This is a genomic window from Leptospira harrisiae, assembly GCF_002811945.1.
Taxonomy (GTDB): Bacteria; Spirochaetota; Leptospiria; order Leptospirales; family Leptospiraceae; genus Leptospira_A; species Leptospira_A harrisiae.
In genome coordinates, this window is record NZ_NPDX01000001.1 from 1584154 (window position 1) to 1606208 (window position 22055).

The 22055-nt window shown below is 39.5% G+C and carries 20 protein-coding genes; 13 read left to right on the plus strand and 7 right to left on the minus strand.

The features are described from left to right. Positions 1–37: 37 nt before the first annotated feature. Complete coding sequence (locus tag CH364_RS07350) at positions 38–1510, minus strand: flavin-containing monooxygenase (protein WP_100742894.1); 1473 nt, start codon at positions 1508–1510, stop codon at positions 38–40. 371 nt (positions 1511–1881) lie between these two features. On the opposite strand from CH364_RS07350, the gene CH364_RS07355 reads away from it, so the two are divergent. From CH364_RS07355 to CH364_RS07365, 3 genes are read left to right on the plus strand one after another with little or no spacing between them, the layout of a single operon-like run. Beyond that, complete coding sequence (locus CH364_RS07355) at positions 1882–2211, plus strand: ArsR/SmtB family transcription factor (RefSeq protein WP_100742895.1); 330 nt, start codon at positions 1882–1884, stop codon at positions 2209–2211. Continuing rightward, positions 2198–2680: an SRPBCC domain-containing protein gene (locus CH364_RS07360; RefSeq protein ID WP_100742896.1), complete on the plus strand. Its 483-nt coding sequence runs from the start codon at positions 2198–2200 to the stop codon at positions 2678–2680. Before CH364_RS07355 ends, CH364_RS07360 begins: the two co-directional genes overlap by 14 nt. 11 nt (positions 2681–2691) lie before the next feature. Next, positions 2692–3297 carry an SRPBCC family protein gene (locus CH364_RS07365; protein ID WP_100742897.1) on the plus strand — a complete coding sequence of 202 codons (606 nt, stop codon included), beginning with the start codon at positions 2692–2694 and terminating at the stop codon, positions 3295–3297. Between the two features lie 556 nt (positions 3298–3853). On the opposite strand, the gene CH364_RS07375 is transcribed toward CH364_RS07365, so the two are convergent. Further along, the gene (locus CH364_RS07375) at positions 3854–4441 is read right to left on the minus strand and encodes a hypothetical protein (protein WP_100743463.1); all 588 of its coding nucleotides are present in this window, start codon (positions 4439–4441) and stop codon (positions 3854–3856) included. 212 nt (positions 4442–4653) lie between these two features. On the opposite strand from CH364_RS07375, the gene CH364_RS07380 reads away from it, so the two are divergent. Continuing rightward, the gene (locus tag CH364_RS07380) at positions 4654–5037 is read left to right on the plus strand and encodes a DoxX family membrane protein (RefSeq protein WP_100742898.1); all 384 of its coding nucleotides are present in this window, start codon (positions 4654–4656) and stop codon (positions 5035–5037) included. A 100-nt stretch (positions 5038–5137) separates the two neighbouring features. Here CH364_RS07380 and CH364_RS07385 read toward each other — a convergent pair whose 3' ends face one another. Next, complete coding sequence (locus CH364_RS07385; RefSeq protein WP_100742899.1) at positions 5138–7306, minus strand: SulP family inorganic anion transporter; 2169 nt, start codon at positions 7304–7306, stop codon at positions 5138–5140. Positions 7307–7412: 106 nt separating this feature from the next. Then, positions 7413–7862: a hypothetical protein gene (locus CH364_RS07390; protein WP_207762245.1), complete on the minus strand. Its 450-nt coding sequence runs from the start codon at positions 7860–7862 to the stop codon at positions 7413–7415. A 257-nt stretch (positions 7863–8119) separates the two neighbouring features. On the opposite strand from CH364_RS07390, the gene CH364_RS07395 reads away from it, so the two are divergent. From CH364_RS07395 to CH364_RS07405, 3 genes are read left to right on the plus strand one after another with little or no spacing between them, the layout of a single operon-like run. Then, entirely contained in the window at positions 8120–8809 is a 690-nt protein-coding gene (locus CH364_RS07395) for a succinate dehydrogenase cytochrome b subunit (protein ID WP_100742900.1), read from the plus strand. A gap of 18 nt (positions 8810–8827) precedes the next feature. Then, complete coding sequence (locus CH364_RS07400) at positions 8828–10753, plus strand: fumarate reductase/succinate dehydrogenase flavoprotein subunit (protein ID WP_100742901.1); 1926 nt, start codon at positions 8828–8830, stop codon at positions 10751–10753. An 8-nt stretch (positions 10754–10761) separates the two neighbouring features. Then, positions 10762–11493, plus strand: coding sequence for a succinate dehydrogenase/fumarate reductase iron-sulfur subunit (locus tag CH364_RS07405; RefSeq protein ID WP_100743465.1), 732 nt, complete (start codon positions 10762–10764; stop codon positions 11491–11493). 217 nt (positions 11494–11710) lie between these two features. Here the strand turns inward: CH364_RS07405 and CH364_RS07410 are convergent, their stop codons facing one another. The 3 genes from CH364_RS07410 to lepA form a co-directional block, all read right to left on the minus strand. Beyond that, positions 11711–12679: a glycosyltransferase family 2 protein gene (locus tag CH364_RS07410; protein WP_100742902.1), complete on the minus strand. Its 969-nt coding sequence runs from the start codon at positions 12677–12679 to the stop codon at positions 11711–11713. Then, a complete protein-coding gene (locus tag CH364_RS07415) occupies positions 12676–13848 on the minus strand; it encodes a hypothetical protein (RefSeq protein ID WP_100742903.1) in 1173 nt (390 codons plus the stop codon). The genes CH364_RS07410 and CH364_RS07415 overlap by 4 nt, the downstream gene beginning before the upstream one ends. Before the next feature lie 97 nt (positions 13849–13945). Then, positions 13946–15751, minus strand: a complete 1806-nt coding sequence (gene lepA, locus CH364_RS07420; RefSeq protein ID WP_100742904.1) for a translation elongation factor 4 — start codon at positions 15749–15751, stop codon at positions 13946–13948. 122 nt (positions 15752–15873) lie between these two features. Here lepA and eno point away from each other — a divergent pair, with 122 nt between their 5' ends. From eno to CH364_RS07450, 6 genes are read left to right on the plus strand one after another with little or no spacing between them, the layout of a single operon-like run. Next, entirely contained in the window at positions 15874–17175 is a 1302-nt protein-coding gene (eno, locus tag CH364_RS07425; RefSeq protein WP_100742905.1) for a phosphopyruvate hydratase, read from the plus strand. A 1-nt stretch (position 17176) separates the two neighbouring features. After that, complete coding sequence (locus tag CH364_RS07430) at positions 17177–17644, plus strand: FtsB family cell division protein (protein ID WP_100742906.1); 468 nt, start codon at positions 17177–17179, stop codon at positions 17642–17644. Between the two features lies 1 nt (position 17645). Further along, positions 17646–18254: a ClpP family protease gene (locus CH364_RS07435; protein ID WP_100742907.1), complete on the plus strand. Its 609-nt coding sequence runs from the start codon at positions 17646–17648 to the stop codon at positions 18252–18254. Beyond that, positions 18241–19254 carry a YheT family hydrolase gene (locus CH364_RS07440; RefSeq protein ID WP_100742908.1) on the plus strand — a complete coding sequence of 338 codons (1014 nt, stop codon included), beginning with the start codon at positions 18241–18243 and terminating at the stop codon, positions 19252–19254. Before CH364_RS07435 ends, CH364_RS07440 begins: the two co-directional genes overlap by 14 nt. A 34-nt stretch (positions 19255–19288) precedes the next feature. Then, positions 19289–20674 carry a TldD/PmbA family protein gene (locus CH364_RS07445; RefSeq protein WP_100742909.1) on the plus strand — a complete coding sequence of 462 codons (1386 nt, stop codon included), beginning with the start codon at positions 19289–19291 and terminating at the stop codon, positions 20672–20674. Further along, on the plus strand, positions 20674–22053 hold the full coding sequence (locus CH364_RS07450) for a TldD/PmbA family protein (protein ID WP_100742910.1): 1380 nt from the start codon (positions 20674–20676) through the stop codon (positions 22051–22053). The genes CH364_RS07445 and CH364_RS07450 overlap by 1 nt, the downstream gene beginning before the upstream one ends. The last annotated feature ends 2 nt before the right edge of the window (positions 22054–22055 follow it).

Sequence of the window (22055 nt, forward strand, 5' to 3'; positions counted from 1 at the left end):
TTAGAGAGACCACAAAAATGTTGTTTAGGATTTTAAATTAAAGTGAAAAGGATTTCGTAACAAAGTCTTTGTAATCAGGAGTTTTCATTTCCTTTTCCCAGCGACTCCAAGTGTAAGGCCACATTGCTGGATCACCATCTGGATCTAAATACCAACTTTGGCATCCACCGAGCCAAACGGTATTACCCATCCCTTTTTTGAGGTAAGCGGCAAATTGTTTCAAAGCATCTTCGGTGGTTTCAATTTCATCAAATTTCTTTTTTCTCCAATCTTGGATGATCTTCATCACATATTTTGTTTGGACTTCACTCATCGCAATTACCGAGAAGTTTCCAATAGGTGTATTCGGTCCGAGCATCAGGACAAAATTGGGAAAATGAGGAATGAACAAAGACCTGTAGGCTTGGACTTTCTTTTTCCAAACTGTTTCAATGGAAATACCATCTTTTCCTGTTAGGTTCATTGGCCTCATGAAATTAAATGGATGAAAACCTGTTGCTAGAATCAAAACATCAAGTTCATGGAGTTTTCCGTCTTTGGTCACAACTCCCTTTTCTGTGATTTTTTCAATCCCATCTGTCACCAAGTCTGCATTAGGTTTTTGGATGGCATCATAGAAAGTGGAGTTCACGATGACACGTTTGCAACCTACCCGATAATTCGGTGTTAGTTTGGCACGCAAAACTGGATCTTTAATAGAATTTTTTAAATTTCTTTTACAAAGAAAACTCATTAGCAAGTGAGGAATTTTTTTACCAATGACTGCTTTTGAAAATGTTTGTTCCACAGCAAAGGTATACCATTTGTGAAATCGTTTAAGAATGTTTCTGTCTTTTCTCCAACGTTCTTTATCCTTTTCTGTGTAATCGGTATCGGGAACACGAACAATCCACTGCGGTGTCCTTTGGAATACTGAAACTTTTTGACCCACTTTGATCATTTCTGGAATCACTTGGGCTGCAGTGGAACCAGTACCAATGATCCCAATTCTTTTTCCTTTTAAGTCAACCGAATGGTTCCATTCCGCAGTGTGAAAACATTTTCCTTGGAAGGAATCGAGTCCTGGTATGTTTGGGCGAGCCGGATGGTGTAAAATTCCTGTGGCAGAAATCAGAAAATCGGAAACGTAAGTTTTCCCCTGATTTGTTTTTGTTGTCCATTTCCCATTGCGATAGGATGCTTCTGAAACAGCTTCATTAAAATGAATTTTTGGGGTAACTTTGTACTTATCACTAACTCGTTTGAAGTAGGTTTGGATTTCATCCCCATGGGCAAAACGATGGCTCCACTCTGGATTTGGCTCAAAACTGTAAGTATACATATGAGCAGGAATGTCACAAGCAACACCAGGATAAGTATTTTCTCTCCAAGTTCCGCCTAGGTCATTTTTTTTCTCTAAAATGGTAACGTCAGTGATCCCTGCTTTTTCTAACTCGATTGCAAGTAGGATGCCGGTCATTCCTGCACCGATCACCACAACAGATGGATTTCTAAGATCTGATGTTGTCATATGGTTCCTCGTTGGTATTTTACGTTCTTGATTATGTTATGAGAACAAGGTTCTGTAATTCACAACTGAAAAGAAATGACATAGGATTATAGAACGTTTGCAATAAAAAAAACATAAATATGATAAAAAAGGTAAATGAGAATTTAAAATTAGAATCAGACTGATTCTAGAAAATTCCGAATGAACAAAGAGGAGGTTTGTTCAGAAATCTTTCGGCAAACATTTGTTAAACTTATTGATCAGATGGATTTTTGGATCAAACGGCAAAAACACAAAACTACCTGGAAGGATTTAATTTCAAAAAAGAAATAGAGCCGTTTGTTTTTAATTAAGTATTGACTTAATTAAGTAATAACTTAATTATTGTTGTTATGAATGCTTTTGCCGTGTTGGCAGATGAGACAAGAAGGGATATCGTGAGGCTTGTTGCCAAAAATGGGGAACTCACCGCTACCGAAATTAGCGATAATTTTCAAATGAGCCCACCTGCAATTTCCCAACATCTGAAACTACTAAAAGAAACGAACATCCTCCATATGAAAAAAGAGGCACAGAAACGTATTTATAGCCTAAACCAGGAAGGAATGAAGGAAATGGAAGATTGGATTTTGGAAATCAAGAACCTCTGGGTGAAACGTTTGGATAAATTGGATCGTTATGTAATGAAATTAAAAATGGAGAGATTAAATGATAAAAAATAATTTAGAAACAGTCGTTGAAGAAAACAAGGTTACGTATAAAAAATATTTCGATGTTTCAGTGGATCTTCTTTTTGAAGTTTGGTCGAAGCCTGAACATTTAATGGAATGGTGGGGTCCTGATGGATTTACATTAACAATCAAAAGTTTGGATTTTTCTAATGGTGGGATTTGGGAATTTATTATGCATGGGCCAGATGGACATGATTATCAAAACAAAATTCAATTTATCAACATTCATAAACCTAAATCCATTTTGTATAAACATATTGGAGATGGCGAAGGAGATGAAGATGTCAATTTCCAATCCAGAATTATTTTTGAAGCAGCTGGTGAAGGAACAAATCTCATTATGGAACAGATTTTTTCCAGCAAACAAGAGTTAGAAAGAGTCAATGAGAAATATGGAGCCATTGAAGGTGGAAAACAACATATAGGAAATCTAGCGAAATATTTGGAGAAAATAAAGTAGGGGACATTTCCATGAAAACCAATCTTTCAATTAAGTTGATTCTTAATCTCTGCACATTAATTTTAAGTGGATGCCACTCCCTAAAGGTCACCGATGATTCGATTTCTAAAGATTCGGTAGATCCTAACGTTTTTGTTATCAATCGAACCTTTAAAGCAAAGCCGAAATTGGTTTTTGAAGCTTGGGTAAATCCCAATCGATTTATGAGATGGTTGGGGCCTAAAGGTGCTTCCATGAATTTTATTAAGGCAGACGTAAAAGAAGGAGGAACTTCTTTATGGTCGATGACTACTGCCGATGGGAAAACAAAGTTTGGCACTCTACATTACAAAATCATCAATTCCAGTGATCTAATTGTATACATTCAAAATTTTTCGGACAAATCAGGAAATTTAATCAAAGCACCCTTTTCGCAGTCCTATCCTGATAAACTATTAACTACCGTTAGGTTTTATCCTGATGGATCCAATAGAACGAAAGTTGTGGTTCGTTGGGAAGTTTTTGGAATTGCTTCCGATGCAGAAAGGCAAACGTTTCAAAGTTTGAAACAAGTAATGCAGATTGGTTGGTCCGATTCCTTTGACAAACTAGATTCTATTTTATTAGAAGGGAAATAAATAGGTTTGCTTGAGCCTGTTCCAACACTGATTTGTCTTCAAGCGAGTGAGTATCCACAGCCAACGGAAAACTAATCGTTGTTTGATGAAGGTCACCATCGTGTTTTGATTTGGAATACAATCCCCACGACTAACGGTCAACCAGCAGATTTAGTTTTGGGTCAAAGTGATTTTACAAACAATGCATCAAATGACGATGGGCAGACCGGTGTTGTTGGAATTACCTCAACTGCCAGAACGTTCTATAATCCATATGGCGTCTTTACGATCGGTAGGTGATTTTGATAATCACCGCATACTCATTTTTAAGGGAAAATAAATACAGGCTTCAAAATCCTTTCATTCGAATACTTTCACTTTTGAAGCCTTACTTTGATTTCAAATACTATCTATTATGAAGCAATATACAGCTTCCCATAATTAGTATTATGTCGCATAATAGGCGACACCCGAATGAGTTTACTCGTACATCCTTTACAGTTGTGTCTCAATACATACTTTATATAGAGATGCATTAAAATCCTGGTTCAGACGGTAATGAGGAAGGCATTGGATTTCACCTTTGAAACATATTTTGACTATAAAATAAGGTTGGAAATTCTTTCATTGAGACAATTTTTTTTAAACCTTCTTCGATGGCGGATTGAATGCTTGTAGCAATTTTTTCTTTTGATTCTGTATCTTCTGCACTGAAAGGAATTGTCCTGGAGGTGATTTGTCCAGAGTGCCCCAAAATTCTTTGTTGTTCTCCCAACGGGTTTATTACCAAAAATTCCACAATTGAAGCAAAGGTTGCATGATGAAATTTTGTGGTTCCTTCTTCAAATTCTAATGACCGATCCACCTGTACCTTACTTAGTACAATCACCCCTGGTTCCAGAGGTTCGTCTGACTTTATGGGAGACAAAGAACTCACGGTAAAATAACGAGGGCTAGTGTTTGAGAGTGATTGGAGTGCAAACTGTCCAATTGAAATTTCATGCGATGGACCTACTTTTAATACTTTCGTTTCCAGTTCCTGTGCGTATTGGAGTCTTAGCGCTTTTTCAGATCTTTCTGATTGCGAAAAATCTGTACGTGAAGTTGCTACACAATGTACCAACAAACAGACTAAAGCTGAAGCCAGTCGGAATCGGTATTTCATAAGTTTTACCTGAAAATTAATGCCACCAAACAACGAGTTTATTGCAGATCGAGTGGTAAAAGTCCCAAAACTTTCGTAAAATTTCTAATTTTATGATTTAGAATGCTTTAAAAACATAATGACTTTCTTTTTGTTTCCTAAAGAATTCGGAAAACTGGGCTGGATTTTGAAAAGTCCTAGTTTGGAAATAATAACATTTAAAGGAAAATGGTATGAAAATTGCTTATATAATTGTTAGGGTTTTGCTTGGTGCATTATTCCTTTTTTCTTCCGTCGTAATTCTTTTTAATTTGGTTCAGCAACCAGAAACTACGGGAGATTTAAAGGTGTTTAATGACGGGATCAAAGCATCTGGTTATTTAATGACTCTCATTAAAGTGACAGAGTTAGTCTGTGCGATTGCCTTTTTGTCTGGCAGGTTTGTTCCATTGGCATCCATTGTCATTGCGCCCATTGTTGTGAACATTTTGCTTGTTCACTTGATGATTGCTCCAGATGGAATTCCAGTTGGGATTTTTGTTGTCGTTGCCAATGCTTTTATCGCTTACGTAAATCGAAATGCATACAAACCATTGTTTGTTGCTGTATACAAGTAAATTTATATTTCTATGACTTTTTCCCAGATAAACAGGATAATGAACATTCTGTTGTCTGGGTTTCCTAAAATCCTGGTTATTATTTTTTGTTTTTACAAAGTTACTCTATCGATTCAAAAAACTGAACTTCACCAGATGAAGTATCGTAAAATCCTGAGACTATTTTAATTTCTTTTGAGTTCACTTTTCCCATTAAAAATGGACTTTTAATTAAGATCTCTTGAATGGAATTTTTTACATTTGCTTTTACTACATGATTGAAAATATGTTCATTTTCCTTTTGAATGGGATGGATTATTTTTTCTGATTCATCGATTGCTTTTTGAATTTTGTTCGTTATGCTCGCTATATTTCCTTCTCGAAGTGCATATAAAGCACTAGAAACTGCTCCGCAATTAGAATGACCGAGAACAACGATTAATTTAGTCCCGATTTTATCGCAGGATAACTCAAGACTTCCCAAAATTTCTTCGTTAACAATATTTCCTGCAATACGAATTGAAATGATATCACCTAGACCAGCATCAAAAATGATTTCGGGACTTGTTCTGGAATCAATGCAGGATAGAACCACCGCTATCGGATTTTGTCCAAAGGCGGTAGCATTTACCTGGTGTTTAAAATATTTTTCAGACCATTTCCCTTTGACAAACCTTTCGTTGCCTCTTTTTAGAAAATCTAAAATTTCATCAGGAGTTAGTTTTTGTTGTGCTTCTTTGTCCAGAATGTTTACAAACTGAACCTGATCACTGAGCTCGTAAGAATCCTTTAAGCCAATCAAATTGAGTTGTATCTTTTTTTCTATAGAAACAACAGTTTTAAATTCTTCCAAAACTTCCAATATATCATGGTCAATGAAATTACAATTTGAAGCATCTACAATTAATTTAGAATTTTCAGGTAATGCCCAAAGTGTATCTTTAATTGATGCCTTGTTCAAAAATGAAACTTGATTTGGAAGTTCTATTCTGATGGTTTCTCCAATATTCAGGGTTTCCGTTTCTACCGAAAATGGATTTTTGTAGTTATTTTTGAGGATAAAGATAAAACTGATAGAGAGTCCTATTAATACACCTGTTAGTAGGTCAGTGAAAATGATTGCAAATATTGTGGCAATAAATGGGAGGAATTGATAAATTCCTTTTTTGTAAATGGTTTTGTACAAACTTAAATTTGTCAGTTTAAAGCCAGTTACAATTAATATGACTGCCAATGAAGATAATGGAATTAAGTTTAGGAAAGATCCAAAAAAAACAACACTAATAGACAAAAGAATTCCGTGAAAAATCGTTGAGAGTTTTGACTCCGCTCCCGCATAAATATTGACAGAACTTCTAACAATCACCGAAGTAATTGGTAATCCACCAATCAAACCTGAAAGAGAATTCCCGATTCCTTGGGCAACCAGTTCTCTGTTTGGTGAGGCTAACCGTTTGTGCGGATCAATTCTTTCAACAGCATCTAAATTCAGTAAGGTTTCTAGAGTTGCAAAGGCAGAAATCGTAAATGCAAAATACCAAACCTTGGTATCAGTAATGGCGGAGAAATTAGGGAAGAAAAATACGGATTCCCAATTTTTAATGTTAGGAATAGATACTAAGTGTTTTTCTGAGAGATAAAATCCTGGAAAATAAATTTGAAATATTCCGTTCAGAAGAATTCCTGAAAGTATAACAAGGACAGGTGAAGGTAAAAATTGTAGAGGTTTCCATTTTATTTTTTCATAAGTAAAGATAAGAGCTAAAGAAGAAACTGCAATTGCAACTGCTCCCCATGAAAAAAAATTAATAACATTAAAAAGTTCCGAGAAAGTGTTTTCTCCATCTTTCTGGAAAAAAATAAAGTCTTCTTCTGGATCTACGTCAAATCCAACAGCATGAGGAATTTGTTTGAGAATGAGGATGATCCCAATAGAAGCTAGTAGACCTTGGATTACATTCGATGGAATATAATTTGCGATAAACCCACCCCGTAAAAAACCAATCGCGATTTGGATAAACCCGGCCAAAAATACAGAAAGAAGGAAAGTTTGATAATCTCCAAGACCTGCGATTGCAGCTAACACTAAAGTTACTAGTCCGGCAGCAGGACCACTGACACTTGTACTGGAATGACTTAAGATTCCTACAATCACTCCACCAATGACCCCTGATATGACTCCTGAAAGTATAGGTGCTCCACTTGCCAATGCCACTCCCAAACAAAGAGGAAGCGCAACTAAGAATACAACTAAACCTGAAGGGAGATCATTTTTGATTTTAGAAAACATAATGGTCTGGGAATATTAAAATTCCATGAATTAGGTGTCAACACCATTGGATTCCTTTCTATTTTTAATTTCTGATGCCTTTATTTTGAAATTAAATGACTAAATTTTATAACCAAACAGCAACATCATCCAAGTCTTCTTCGCTTATGACATGACGTATCTGGTCATCCGTGGTAAATGATATAGATTGAATTTGAATTGTATACCATAGGTTTGTATAAACATGAGGCCCTACATGGCATTTGAGAATTACATTAGGTTGGATTTTTTTTTCAATCGAACAAATTAATTCAGGGGTTTTCTTGTCGTCAGGAATTAAAATCTGTTTTTGTGCATCGAGGGCAAAAAATAAAATCTGAAACTTTGAAATGCTAATGTTCGTTAGGTTTTCTGTTTTGACAAACAGTTGTAATTCTTTCGAATTGATTTTATGCCGTGGACGAATGGTCACAAGGATCGGTAATCCTACTTCTCGAAGATATTCTTTCCTGTTTTCTGGAAAATTTTGACCGGGTTTGGAACAAACTGTGGTGAGATTCAGAAGAATCAAAAGAATTAGAAACTTGGTCCAGGAATGGTAAATTAGGCTGTTCCTTTTTTGTTCTCTATGCAAGATTTTGCAACTATCACCGGGTCGACGCCCAAACTCAACCCCTTTTCCACAGTTCGAATTCTACCTCTTTCTTATTGAGAAAGAAACTCAAATTCCCAAGTTTCCTTTGCTAAAGATTTATGAATTTACGGGAAGTGGAATCAGTCTGAAACTGGACGTAATAGAAAAATTTACACCTATAATCTATCAGGAGCTCTTCAATGACGTTGAGTCTAGACTTCTTTCGATCCTCAATTGGAAAGAAGATCATAATGGCCATTACCGGATTTATCTGGTTTGGATTCGTGATCGTTCATATGGTCGGAAACCTTCAAGTTTTCCAAGGACCAGAAAAATTAAACACCTATGCAAAGTTTCTCAAAGATTTAGGACCCCTATTGTGGGTAGCAAGGATTGGGCTGATCGTGGCTTTTTTTGGTCACGTGTGTACAGCGATCCTCTTAAAAATTGAAAATACAAAAGCAAGGCCTGTATCTTATGCAAAAGGTTCTACCATCCAAGCTTCGTTAGCTTCTCGTACGATGGCATATAGTGGACTACTCCTTCTTACGTTCCTTGTGTATCACCTTGCACATTTTACTTTAGGAATCACTAACCCAGAACATTACAGCTTTGAATACATACTTAAAAACGGTGATGTAGTTCATGATGTTTATGCGATGGTGATTCTTGGATTTCAAGATCCTATCATTTCAGGAACTTATATTGTTTTTATGGTTTTCCTAGCTCTACATTTTTCTCATGCTTTGGGATCTATGTTTCAGACTTTGGGATTCCTTGCACCAAAACACAACCCAACCATTCAGAAATTTTCCACAGGACTTGGCCTTATCGTCTTCCTTGGAAATTGTTCCATGCCGATCTCGATTTTACTCGGGTATGTCCGTTAAGGGTTTTTAGGAGAAGTTATGAAATTAGATGCAAAAATTCCATCGGGCCCATTGGAACAAAAATGGGACAAACACAAACAAGATATCAAACTTGTAAACCCAGCTAACAAACGTAAATACAAAGTCATCATTGTGGGAACGGGACTTGCGGGAGCTTCTGCTGCTGCAACACTTTCGGAACTTGGATACCAAGTTTCTGTTTTTTGTTTCCAAGACAGTCCAAGACGAGCCCACTCCATTGCTGCTCAAGGTGGGATCAATGCGGCAAAGAACTACCAAAACGACGGTGACTCCGTTTACAGATTGTTTTACGACACAGTCAAAGGTGGTGATTTCCGTGCTCGCGAAGCAAACGTATACCGTTTGGCTCATGAATCCACAAACATCATTGACCAGTGCGTGGCACAAGGGGTTCCTTTTGCTCGAGAGTATGGTGGAACGCTTTCCAACCGTTCATTCGGTGGAGCGCAAGTATCTAGAACTTTTTATGCTAAAGGTCAAACCGGCCAACAGTTGTTACTTGGTGCCTACTCAGCTCTAGAAAAACAAATCTCTCGTGGTGCTGTCAAAATGCATCCTAGAACAGAGATGTTGGAACTAGTTTTAGTGGATGGTCATGCCAAAGGAATCGTAGTTCGTGATCTAGTGACTGGAGAGATTTCTTCACATTCTGGTGATGCGGTCATTTTAGCATCTGGCGGGTACGGAAACGTATTTTACCTTTCTACCAACGCAAAAGGTTCGAACGTAACTGCCACTTACCGTGCTTACAAAAAAGGGGCAGGATTTGCAAACCCTTGTTATACGCAAATTCACCCTACTTGTATCCCACAAGCAGGTGATTACCAATCTAAACTTACTCTTATGTCTGAATCACTCCGTAACGATGGACGGGTTTGGGTACCTAAGAAAAAAGATGACCTTCGTGCACCTCATGAAATTCCAGAAGAGGAAAGAGATTATTACCTCGAAAGAAAATACCCATCTTACGGAAACTTAGCTCCTCGTGACATTTCCTCACGTTCTGCAAAAGAAGCTTGTGACAATGGTCTCGGCGTGGGTCCAAAAGTTGGTGACAAACGACTTGGTGTTTACTTAGATTTTTCTGATTCCATCAAACGTTTGGGTGAACCAGTAGTAGCTGACCGCTACGACAACCTCTTCCAAATGTATGAACGCATTACGGGAGAAAACCCATACAAAGTGCCAATGCGTATTTACCCTGCGGTTCACTACACTATGGGCGGGCTTTGGGTGGATTACAATTTAATGTCTAACATTCCTGGTCTTCACGTTCTCGGAGAAGCAAACTTCTCTGACCACGGTGCGAACCGACTCGGAGCATCTGCTCTCATGCAAGGTTTGGCGGATGGATACTTTGTGATTCCTTATACTATTGGTGATTATTTTGCCCGTGAAGGTCATAAAAATATTTCTACTGATAGACCAGAATTCAAAGAAGCAGAAGCACGTGTTCGCGAGATGACAAACAAATTGTTAGCCATCAACGGTAAAAAAACTCCAGACGATTTCCATAGAGCTCTTGGTAAAATCATGTGGGATCAGTGTGGTATGGCTCGTAACGAAAAAGGCCTAAAGGATGCACTCCAAAGAATTCCGGAACTTCGTGAAGAATTCTGGAAAAACGTAAAAGTTGCAGGTTCTGGTTCTGAACTCAACCAAGAGTTAGAAAAAGCCGGTCGCGTAGCCGACTACTTAGAGTTTGGTGAACTACTCTGTTTAGATGCTCTCAAACGAGAAGAATCTTGCGGTGGTCACTTCCGTGAGGAACACCAAACAGAAGATGGCGAGGCAAAACGTAATGACGATAAATTCTGTCACGTAACTGCTTGGGAATATAAAGGTGAAGGAAAAGCTCCAGAAGAACACCGTGAAAAACTCGAGTATGAAAACATCCACCTAGCCGTAAGGAGCTACAAATAATGGATACTATGAAGTTACACCTTAAAGTTTGGCGACAAAAAGATAAAAACGATAAAGGTCGTATGGTGAGTTATGAAGCAAACAACATCAGCGAACATATGTCTTTTCTTGAGATGTTGGATGTTGTAAACGATGGCCTAATCAAAAAAGGCGACGATCCTATCGCTTTTGACCATGACTGCCGTGAAGGGATTTGTGGGGCATGTTCTATGGTGATCAACGGGGTTCCGCATGGTCCAGAAAAAGGAACCACCACTTGCCAGTTGCATATGCGTAAGTTTAAAGATGGCGACACAGTTTACATTGAACCATGGAGAGCCAAAGCTTTTCCTGTGGCAAAAGATTTAATTGTGGATCGTTCCGCTTTTGATCGAATCATCCAAGCTGGTGGGTATGTTTCTATCAATACAGGTGGAGCTCCCGATGGAAATGCCCTACCCATTCCAAAGGTAGATGCTGACCTGGCGATGGATGCTGCAACTTGTATTGGATGCGGCGCTTGTGTGGCTGCATGTAAAAATGCCTCAGCGATGCTTTTTGTCTCTGCAAAAGTATCTCACTTAGCACTTCTACCTCAAGGTGCAGTCGAAAAGAAAGAACGTGTTCGCAAAATGGTAAGTGCAATGGACAAAGAAGGATTTGGAAATTGTACAAACCAATACGAATGTGAAGCAGCATGCCCGAAAGAAATTTCGGTAAACTTCATCACTAGACTTAACAGAGAGTATATTTCCTCTTAAGGCCAATCGGTTTTAGAGAGATTTATCTCTGTTATAAGACTTGCCACAAAGTGTTTAATTTTGTGGGCTTCTTAGCGAAAACCCGATTGGAAACAGTCGGGTTTTTTTATAGGGCTTTGTTTTTTTACTCTGGAAAACTTGTTTCGATTCTATTTTTTTTAGAATCAGATAGATACCGAAATTTTGCTTATTTGAGAATCCTTAAATGATGATTTGATCAAGTTCTTTCTGATTCAAACAAACCATCAACTAACAATGATTCTAAATTCTTTTTCGAAATTGGTGTTTCCGATAAAAAATCGGTAAGTAAGTTCTCTATCCATTCTGTATCTTTTCCTCGTTTGGATCGACCTTGGAGGATGGTGTCTATCCTAGACTTGATCGCATTTCGGAAAAGTAACTTTGCCTGCGGTTCTAATAAATCCCATTTTCCATTTTCTCTAAATTCCTCTTTTGTAAGTAGTAGCGAATACAAACGAAATCTTTCGAGAGCTAGATACTTATTTGAAAGTTGGTCCTCATGGCCACCATAACGAACCATTAAGTTTTCCTCGATTAGCCCAATGGAATGTCCCGCCAAAAGAATTCGGTTCCATAAATCATAATCTTCACAAACAGGTAGTTCGGTGCGAAAAAGTCCGATTTCACCTAAGGTTTGTTTGTGAGCCAAAAAACTGGAAGAGGTCACCATACAGAGTTCCAAGGATTCTTTTAAAAACATACCGGAACGTTTCTGGTATTTTCCTTTGGGTTCCATTAAATTTCCTTTTTTGTTCCAAACCTCCCTCGTTTGGGAAAAGAACAATTCAGGATGGGATTTATGAAATTCGATTTGTTTGGAAAGTTTCTCGGGATACCACGCATCATCTGAATCTAAAAATGCAATCCACTCGCCACTGGCTTTTTCGACTCCAAAGTTTCTGGTAGCACTCACTCCCCTGTGTTCTGTTTGGTGGACTTGGATGGATTTTTTATTCCTACCAAAGGAAGATAGTTCCCCTTTCCACCGAGGTAGTTTAGAAAGAAGATCTTTCCAAGTATCATCAGTGGATCCATCATCCACAATATGCAGTTCCCAATGTGGATAGGTTTGGCTGATTACCGATTGTATCGCTCGGTCCACAATTCTCTTTCGGTTAAACGTGGGAAGGATGATGGAAACAAGTGGTGTTTCAAGGGAGCTCATTTCGATTCTTTCTCCAGAAACAAATCTAGATGTTGGATTTGGCCCCCTTGGTGGAGGTAAAAAATCGGAGGTGAATGGTTTGAAAAGGTTGGATTCTTTCCGGAAGATAAAGACGAAGCAGTATTTGGCAATTGCTTTGTCGCTATTTGCATTTCGTATATTTCCCTGAGTAAGGGCAAAACCGTCATTCCACTATAAATCGGTTCTAAGAGGATATTTGTATTTCGATAAAACTTTCGAATCCATTCTTTTTGTGATTGGTTCTGTTTTCCGAAGGAAACGGAGGTTTGTTTTTTACTCGTAGTGTTTCCTAAATGCATTTGGATTTGAGATAGATTTGTTTCTTTTGGGATTTCCACTATTTGTTCTGTCGGGATGGGGATTGTTTTTAGTCCCAACCGTTTTTGTATATCTTCAGTCTTTGTGAGCCAAGTGTCTTTTTTTTCACCTACCATCACTCCTTGTATAGAAATGGAAGTTTCATAAAAATAATCAAAGGCAGAAATGAATGTGGCCCCCGATCCAATTTCCATTCGTAGGATGGCATTGATTTTTTGATTGATAGGTGATTTTGGATCCTTCTTATCTGGAGAGGTATCTAGAGACTGAAAGATTTTTTTCTCTAGCTCCTGCCAAAAGGAACGGAGGCAAAGGTTCTGTCCAGGATGGATTCCAAATTCGGGTAAAGATAACCCCTGATACTCTTTTTCTTTTGCCAACCAATCATCAAAGGCAGACTTTCTGTTCGCATAACAGACCAAATTATGGGAATGGCCTCGCACCAATTTTTCGTTATATGACCGGAAATGCGGATCCCTTGTGTAAGCAATGGTTTCCACAGTGAATCCATTCTTACGGAGAATGGTCGTAAAACTTGCTAAATAGTTTCCATGGATGGAACCCCAAAGGAGCACCCTTTGGATTTGGTTCTTTTGCAAATACTGGAGGATCCCTTGCGTTTTTCTCCACTTGGTTCCAAAACCAAGAGGAAGTAAGTCATCACGGATAAAATGGACTGCCGGAAGGGAGGGCAAATTGTGAGGGTCTTTGGTTAACTTAGTTTCTTTTTGTATAAAATCAAATGCCACAAAAGGGATTTCTGAAATTCGGATTGGAAGTTCAGGAAAAAAATGGGAACGATAGGAAATATCAGCAGGAACAAGGTTCATTTTGTATTAACCTTGTTTGGTTGGATAGATGGACTTGGTGCTTGGTTGACACGAACCCATTTTGTGCCAAAAGAATTGTTTGGCACAATTTTAAAATCTAGTCCCCAGTTTTCAAAATGGATAGGAAGGCTTCCTGTGGAATTTCCACATTTCCAATTTGCTTCATCCGTTTTTTCCCTTCTTTTTGTTTCTCTAGGAGTTTTTTCTTACGAGATATGTCTCCACCGTAACACTTAGCTGTTACGTTCTTACGAAGGGCAGAAATACTTTCCCGAGCTACCACTTTGGATCCAATGGCTGCTTGGAGTGGAATCATAAACTGATGGCGAGGGATGAGGTCTTTTAATTTTTCAATGATGACCCTTCCCCTTTCTTCTGCTTTTGATTTGTGAACAATGGAAGAGAGTGCATCCACCGGCTCCCCATTCACAAGGATATCCATACGAACCAGTTTGGAATCTCTATACCCGACTTCTTCATAATCCAAGGAAGCATACCCTTTGGTATAAGATTTGAGTTTGTCATAAAACTCGAAAATAAGCTCAGCTAACGGAAGTTCGTATGTAAGTTGGAGTTTGTCTTTCGAAAGATAAACTGTATCCATGTGGATCCCTCGTTTTTCGATCACAAGAGACATGATATTTCCGACGTACGATTCTGGAGCAATGATGGTAGCTTTGACAAAAGGTTCTTCTGACTTTCCGATTAATATGGGATCAGGCCACTTACTTGGGTTATCCACTTCGATCACTTCGTCTTTGGTTGTTGTGATTCGAAATTTTACAGACGGCGCTGTGGTGATTAGGGCTAAATTAAATTCACGCTCTAACCTTTCCTGAACAATTTCCATATGGAGAAGGCCTAAATACCCTACCCGAAAACCAAATCCTAGGGCTGCTGAATTTTCCCTTTCAAAGGTAAGAGCTGAATCGTTTAACTTTAGTTTTTCGATGGCATCTACGAGAGCGTCAAAGTCTTCCCCGTTGATAGGAAAAAGTCCAGCAAATACCATAGGTTTTGCATCCTTAAACCCTTTGACAATTTCTGACGTTTGTCTATTGGCAATGGTAATGGTATCCCCAGTTTTGGCATCCCCCATCTTTTTCATCCCAGCGACCACATAACCTACGTCACCTGCTTGGAGTTCTTCGCATGCTACCATAGAAAGCCTGTTGATCCCAACTTCTGTAACTGTAAATTGGCGTCCAATGTTCATCATATGGATCATTTCGCCTTTGCGAAGTTTTCCATCATACAAACGCACTTTGGCAACCACACCCATATAGGTGTCAAAGAAGGAATCATAAATTAATGCTTTGAGAGGAGCATCTACTTCCCCAACAGGAGGAGGTAATAAATAACAAATGGATTCGAGCACTTCTAGTACATTCAGTCCCGTTTTTGCAGAAATTGGAATGGCTTCGTCGGGATTTAAGCCCAAAGATTCTTCAATCATGAGTTTACATTTGTCAATATCAGCAGAAGGAAGATCGATTTTGTTAATAACAGGAATTATGCGAAGATTTAAATCCATCGCTAAATATAAATTGGCCAAAGTTTGAGCTTCCACTCCTTGGCTTGCATCTACGATGAGTAAAACCCCTTCGCAGGCAGCAAGGGAACGGGACACTTCGTACGTAAAATCTACGTGGCCTGGGGTATCAATTAAATTGAGGTGGTATACGTTTCCATCTTTGGCATGGTAATCAAAGGACGCATTGTTCGCTTTGATGGTAATCCCACGTTCCCTTTCGATGTCCATGGAATCGAGGATTTGGTCTTTTTTTGTCCTTTGGTCAGTGACAAGACCAATCTCAAGCAAACGATCCGCCAGAGTGGATTTTCCATGGTCGACATGGGCGATGATGGAAAAATTGCGGGTGAATTTTTGGCGTTCGTTCACGGTTCCCTCTTCTTTTTAAGTCATTTTCCTGGAACTAGGCTCTTTGTCGAAAAAGTTTATTGTCAGAGGCTTAAAATTCCTAAGACTGGGAGGAAATTATCCCTTAGGAGAAACAATTCCCGATGTCCCAAAAAGATAGCATTCGTTCCGTCAAAGCCCGAGAAATCATGGATTCCAGAGGAAATCCAACTGTTGAAGTGGATGTCACTCTAGAAGACGGTTCCTTTGGTCGTGCAGCGGTTCCCTCTGGTGCGTCAACTGGTGAACACGAAGCAGTCGAACTTCGTGACGGTGATAAAAAAAGATATTCCGGAAAAGGTGTACTAAAAGCTGTAGAAAATGTAAATTCTAAAATCTCTAAATTCATCTTAGGCCTTTCGGCAACAAACCAATTACTCATTGATGGAACTATGATCTCTCTGGATGGAACTGCCAATAAATCTAAGTTAGGTGCCAATGCGCTTCTTGGAGTTTCAATGGCTGTGGCAAAAGCCGCTGCGGTACATACTGGCCTTCCACTATACCGTTATATCGGTGGAACTTTTGCTCGTGAACTTCCTGTGCCTATGATGAATATCATCAATGGTGGAGCTCACGCTGACAATAACATCGACTTTCAAGAATTTATGATTCTACCAGTCTCTGCTCCCAACTTTCGCGAAGCCCTTCGTATGGGTGCCGAAGTGTTCCATAGTTTGAAGTCCGTTCTGAAAGGAAAAGGTCTAAATACTGCTGTGGGTGATGAAGGTGGATTTGCTCCTAACCTAACTAGCAATAGCGAAGCCATTGAGGTGATCCTCACTGCCATTGAAAAGGCTGGATACAAACCAGACCTGGACATCAAAATCGGTTTGGACTGCGCAGCCTCTGAGTTCTACGATGAGAAAAAAAAGAAGTATGTTCTAAAAGCCGAGAAAAAACCAGAAAAGACTGCCGAAGAACTCGTAGAATACTACTCAAATTTAGTGTCGAAGTATCCGATCATTACCATGGAAGACGGTCTGGATGAAAACGATTGGACAGGCTGGAAAAAACTTTCCGAAAAACTGGGGAAAAAGATCCAACTTGTGGGGGATGATTTGTTCGTAACCAATATCAAAAAACTCGCACAAGGGATCGAAAAAGGGATTGGTAACTCCATTCTCATCAAAGTGAACCAAATTGGAACTCTCACAGAAACCCTCAGTGCCATTGAAATGGCAAAAAAAGCTCAGTACACTGCAGTTGTGTCTCACAGGTCTGGGGAAACAGAAGATTCTACTATTTCCCATATCGCTGTAGCAACCAACTCCGGCCAGATCAAAACAGGATCACTCAGCAGAACTGACCGAATTGCAAAATACAACGAACTCCTTCGTATCGAAGAAGAACTCGGTAAAAATGCCACTTATAGCGGAGTAAATACTTTTTACAACCTAAGGTAATATGACACCAACCAAAGCCTCCCTACTCGTAATGTATATTTGCGCTGGTCTCTACCTTGGACTTTTGTCCGATTCAGGGATTGCCGAACGTATGCGCCTCGAGAAAGAGTTACAAAATCTCAATGCGGAAGTAGAGAGGCTTGTGGTCGAAAACCAAGGGTTGGAAGAGAAAGAACGCCGCCTAAAAAATGATGCTTATGCCTTGGAACAGGAAGCAAGGAAGTATTACCTACTTTCTGAAACGGCACATGTATTGAAATTTGAAGAATCAATCTCGCAATCACCAGAAAAACCAAAGGTGATTCCTGCTGCGACATTACGTACTGCGGGACTCAGTGGGGAATGGAAAGAACCACCCCTCTTTTTATTACGTTTCTTTTTTATTTCTTTCAGTGTTTTCCTGATTCTAGGCGTTTACTTCAAGCTGAAACGCTTGCAACCTATGTCTAATCACAAAAGACTGAATTAATATGCCAGAAGAAGAAACACCAGAAAAAGAAATCACCGAAACCATCCAAGATCTCATTAGCGACAAAAACATGGGTAAGAAATTCCTGGAAAAACGGAAAATCTTTCTCTGGGGTCCTGTCACTGACGAATCCTCTAAGGAACTCACAGCCAAACTTATGTATTTGGAAATGGTAGATCCTGGAAAACCAATTACGTTTTATATCAATAGCCCCGGTGGTGTTGTCACCTCTGGACTAGTCGTTTATGACACCATGCAGATGATTTCCTCACCTGTTCATACAGTGTGTATGGGGATGGCAGCTTCTATGGGTTCCATCCTTCTCATTGGAGGAAAAAAAGGGAATCGTTACATCTGGCCTAACGGTCGTGTGATGATCCACCAACCTTCGATTGGAGGACAAATCCAAGCTCCTGCTACAGATTTACTCATCCATGCGCAAGACATTGTCAAAACTAAAGAAAAACTCAATCAAATGTTAGCTGAGGCTTGTGGCAAAACCTACGAACAATTGGTGGAAGACACTGATCGCGATTATTATATGGATGCCGACCAAGCTTTGGCTTACGGGATTGTAGATAAGATCGTAAACACAATTGACGTCGTCTAACAGAGAATTCAAACCTAGAAGATTTTTAGAAGGTAGGCATTTACAAACTGTCTACAACGTACTTTTTCCTCCAGACAATACTCTAGAGGATGAGTATTATTCAGAGAGTATCCTCATTCCCACAAACGATGGGTCTGGGGATCTCCTTTGGTTAGAACACAATCCCCCTCTCTCCCAAGTTCGAAAAAATGCCTCTAAGTGGAACGGACATTATTTACTCCTCATTCACGGAATGGAAGGCAGTTCGGAATCACATTATATGGTAAGTGTTGGTCAAGAAGCACTAAACCGTGGTTATGGGGTAATTCGAATGAATTTACGTAACTGTGGCCGTGGCCTTGGGATCGCTAAAAAACCTTACAATGCCGGCCAATCGGAAGACTTGGATGCTGTCTTAAAGTACATATATAAACATTTTACAAGATCTATATTTGTTTCTGGATTTTCATTGTCCGCCAATATGGTGATTAAATTTTTTGGAGAAAAAAGGGAACATTATTCAAAAGCCTTTTCGGCAACATCCCCTCCTTTGGATTTAAAACGAAGTTGTGACTTTATTGATTCCCGCGCTGGAAATTTTTACCGGGATCATTTTTTGGATACCATGAAAGAAAAGGTAACCTCAGGGGTTTATGAAATCTCAGATAAAATGAAAGAGAGAGTTTTACGCAGTAAATCTTTTTTTGATTTTGATGATTTCTTTACTGCACCAATTTCTGGTTATGCGAATGTATTGGAATACTATAATATTTGTTCGAGTGTAAAATACTTAGGTGGTATCAAAGTTCCTGGCCTGATTGTACATGCGGAGGATGATCCTGTGGTTCCTTCCGAAGTGTGGCATGAAATTCGCTGGAAGACTTACCCACTTTTACAAACCGTTCTTACGGAAAAAGGGGGACATGTAGGTTTTATCAGTGATCCCTCTCCAGACAATCCAGAAGGAAGATGGCTTCCCCGAATCCTCCTCGATTTTTTTGATTCTCAAATTAAATCGTAATCATCATAGTAATTGAAATATAAGGCAGGTACGTATGCGGAACCTATTAAAAGAATGTTTGGCCGAAGAGTCCGGATTTGTCGAACTAAGATACCATCATAAAGAAAGTCGTTCCTTTCATGCAGAAAGAGGCAGAGTGGAATCCACTGCCTTACGAAAAAGAACCGGTGTGGGTGTTCGTGTTTTAGAAGCGGGAACTTGGGGTTTTGCTTCCACAAGCGAAATTTCCAAATCATCCATTCAAAATGCCATCCAAGTAGCAAAAAAAGCTGCTCGCCTATCCTCTGCTTTGCGAAAAGATAAAATTCCCCATTTGCCAAAGGCCAATTTTGCTATTGGTGATTTTATTGGAAAAGGAATTGAGGACTTCCGTAACCGCACAGTTGAAGAAAAATTAAAACTTGTCCTCGACATCCAAAATGCGGCAGCCAAACAATCCACAAAACTCCAATCCGTAGGTTGTGGGTATTCTGAAATTTATGAAGAAAAAGCCATTGTGACTACAGATGGAGCTGATAGTTTTTTTAGTATGGTAAGGCCCGAATTTCGAGTCTCTGCTGTAGCCAAAGAAGATGGAAAAATGGAATCCGGTTCCCATTCGATTGGAGTGACCGGTGGTTGGGACTGTCTTTTTCGTTCCCAGTCTCCCACAGAGATTTCTGACGAAGCCTGTAAAACAGCTGTGGATTTACTTTCCAGTTCTCTCCCTGACGGGGGGCTTTCCACTGTGATTTTATCCCCATCGATTGTGGGATTACTGGTTCACGAAGCCATTGGTCATACCGTAGAGGCAGACTTCGTTCTCTCTGGTTCTGTGGCCCAAGGAAAAATTGGACATAGGGTTGGTTCCGACTTAGTTACGTTATGCGACTCAGGATATTCAGAATATTACGAAGGAGCCGGCGGATCAATTCCCGTGGATGATGAAGGAGTGATTCCTACAAATACTGTGATCATTAAAAATGGAATTTTATCCTCTTACCTCCATAACCGAGAAACTGCAGAACGATTTGGTGTGGCACCTACGGGTTCTGCCAGGGCTTGGGAATATGGTGATGTTCCGCTCATTCGTATGCGAAATACATTTCTTGTGCCAGGGGAATCCAGTTTGGAAGAAATGATCGCAAACACAAAAGACGGATACTATTTGGATGGTGCCAAAAATGGCCAAGCGGATGCGACGGGTGAATTTATGTTTGCCGTTCAAAAAGCCTACCGCATCCAAAATGGAAAAATCACAGAACTTTTGAAAGGTGTGACAGTATCTGGACTTGCCTTTGATGTATTACAAAATGTAGATATGGTTTCCAAAGAATTCAAATGGGATTTGGGTTCGGGGCACTGTGGCAAAGGACAACCAGCTAAAGTAGATGCCGGTGGACCCTATGTTCGCACAAAAGTATTATTAGGTGGTAAATAATGGATCGTATTTCGATTGAAAAACGTTTGAACGACCAAAAGGATTTACTTTCTAATTTAGTCAAAAAAGCCAAAACCAATGGGATCGACCAGGTGGAGATTTATTCCAGTTACGGTTACTCAGAAGATGTTAGTTTAGAAAAAAATGACTTAAATAACTGCACGGCCACTGAAGAAAATATGTTTGGAATCCGTGTGATTCATGAGGGAAACCAAGGTTTTATCATCTCCAACCATATTCCTAGCCTTTACGAGTCCATTGAGGAAGCCTATAGTTTGGCTAAAAGCCAATCCACTCCTGATTTTGATTTGGACCTACCTGAACCAGAATCCATCCAAAATCATTTCAACCAATATGATGTTTCCTTAGATACTATGGGAATTGAAGATTTGGTGAATTCTGCCAAAGAAGCTCTCGGCTGGAGAAATGATCTCTATCCCAAGGTCAATATTGACTCAGGCGATTTTTCGCTTAGCAAAGGTTATAAACTCATTGTTTCTTCCAAGGGTGTGATGGCCCATGAACTCGGTGCAGAACTTTCTGCCTCTGTGATGGGAATGGGTGTGGACGGGGACCTCGTCGGAAGTTTTGATTATGATTCTGCCAGTGGGTTTGATAAAAACCAGTTCCAAACTCTATGGAAAAAAGCTTTTATGAATTTTGGAGACAAATGTATGGGGGCGTTGTATGCAAAACCGATCTCTGGATTTCAAGGAAAAGTTTTACTTCCTCCCGAAGCCGTGTATTCCTTTTTTCTTGGTCTCTTCATTGGATCTTTAAATGGGACAAGCCTAAGAAAAGGTAAATCCAAAATGGCGGGTAAGTTAGGCGAAAAAGTGGCCTCCCCTCTTTTATCCATTTGGGATGATCCAACAAACAGTAGTTTCATGGGTTCCACTGGGTTTGACCGCGAAGGTCTTCCTACCTCTAAAAAATCAGTGCTGACAGCGGGAGTTTTAGAAACCTATTTTTATAATACCTATGAGGCAAAAAAAGCGGGTCTTAAAAAATCCAATGGATCTGCCACAGGCGGTGCCCAAAGCCTTCCGGGATGTGGCCCCAAACAATTACAAATTGCCCCAGGTACATCCGCAAAAGATGAATTTTTTAAACTTCCAGGAAAAACTCTATTTGTGAACCGAATTTCGGGAACTAAAGATGGAGCTTCTGGTGATTTTTCGGGAGTGATCAAAGGTGGATACCTTTTAGAAAATGGAGAAAAGATCCCAGTCCGGGAAGTCCAGATTGTCGGGAACGCCTTCGAGGCACTAGGCCAAATTGAAGCAATTTCCAAAGAAGGAGAACTTTTGGGAGAATCGTCTTTTGTTCCGTATATGTTACTAGATGGATTTACCATCACAGGGGTAACAGAAGAATAACT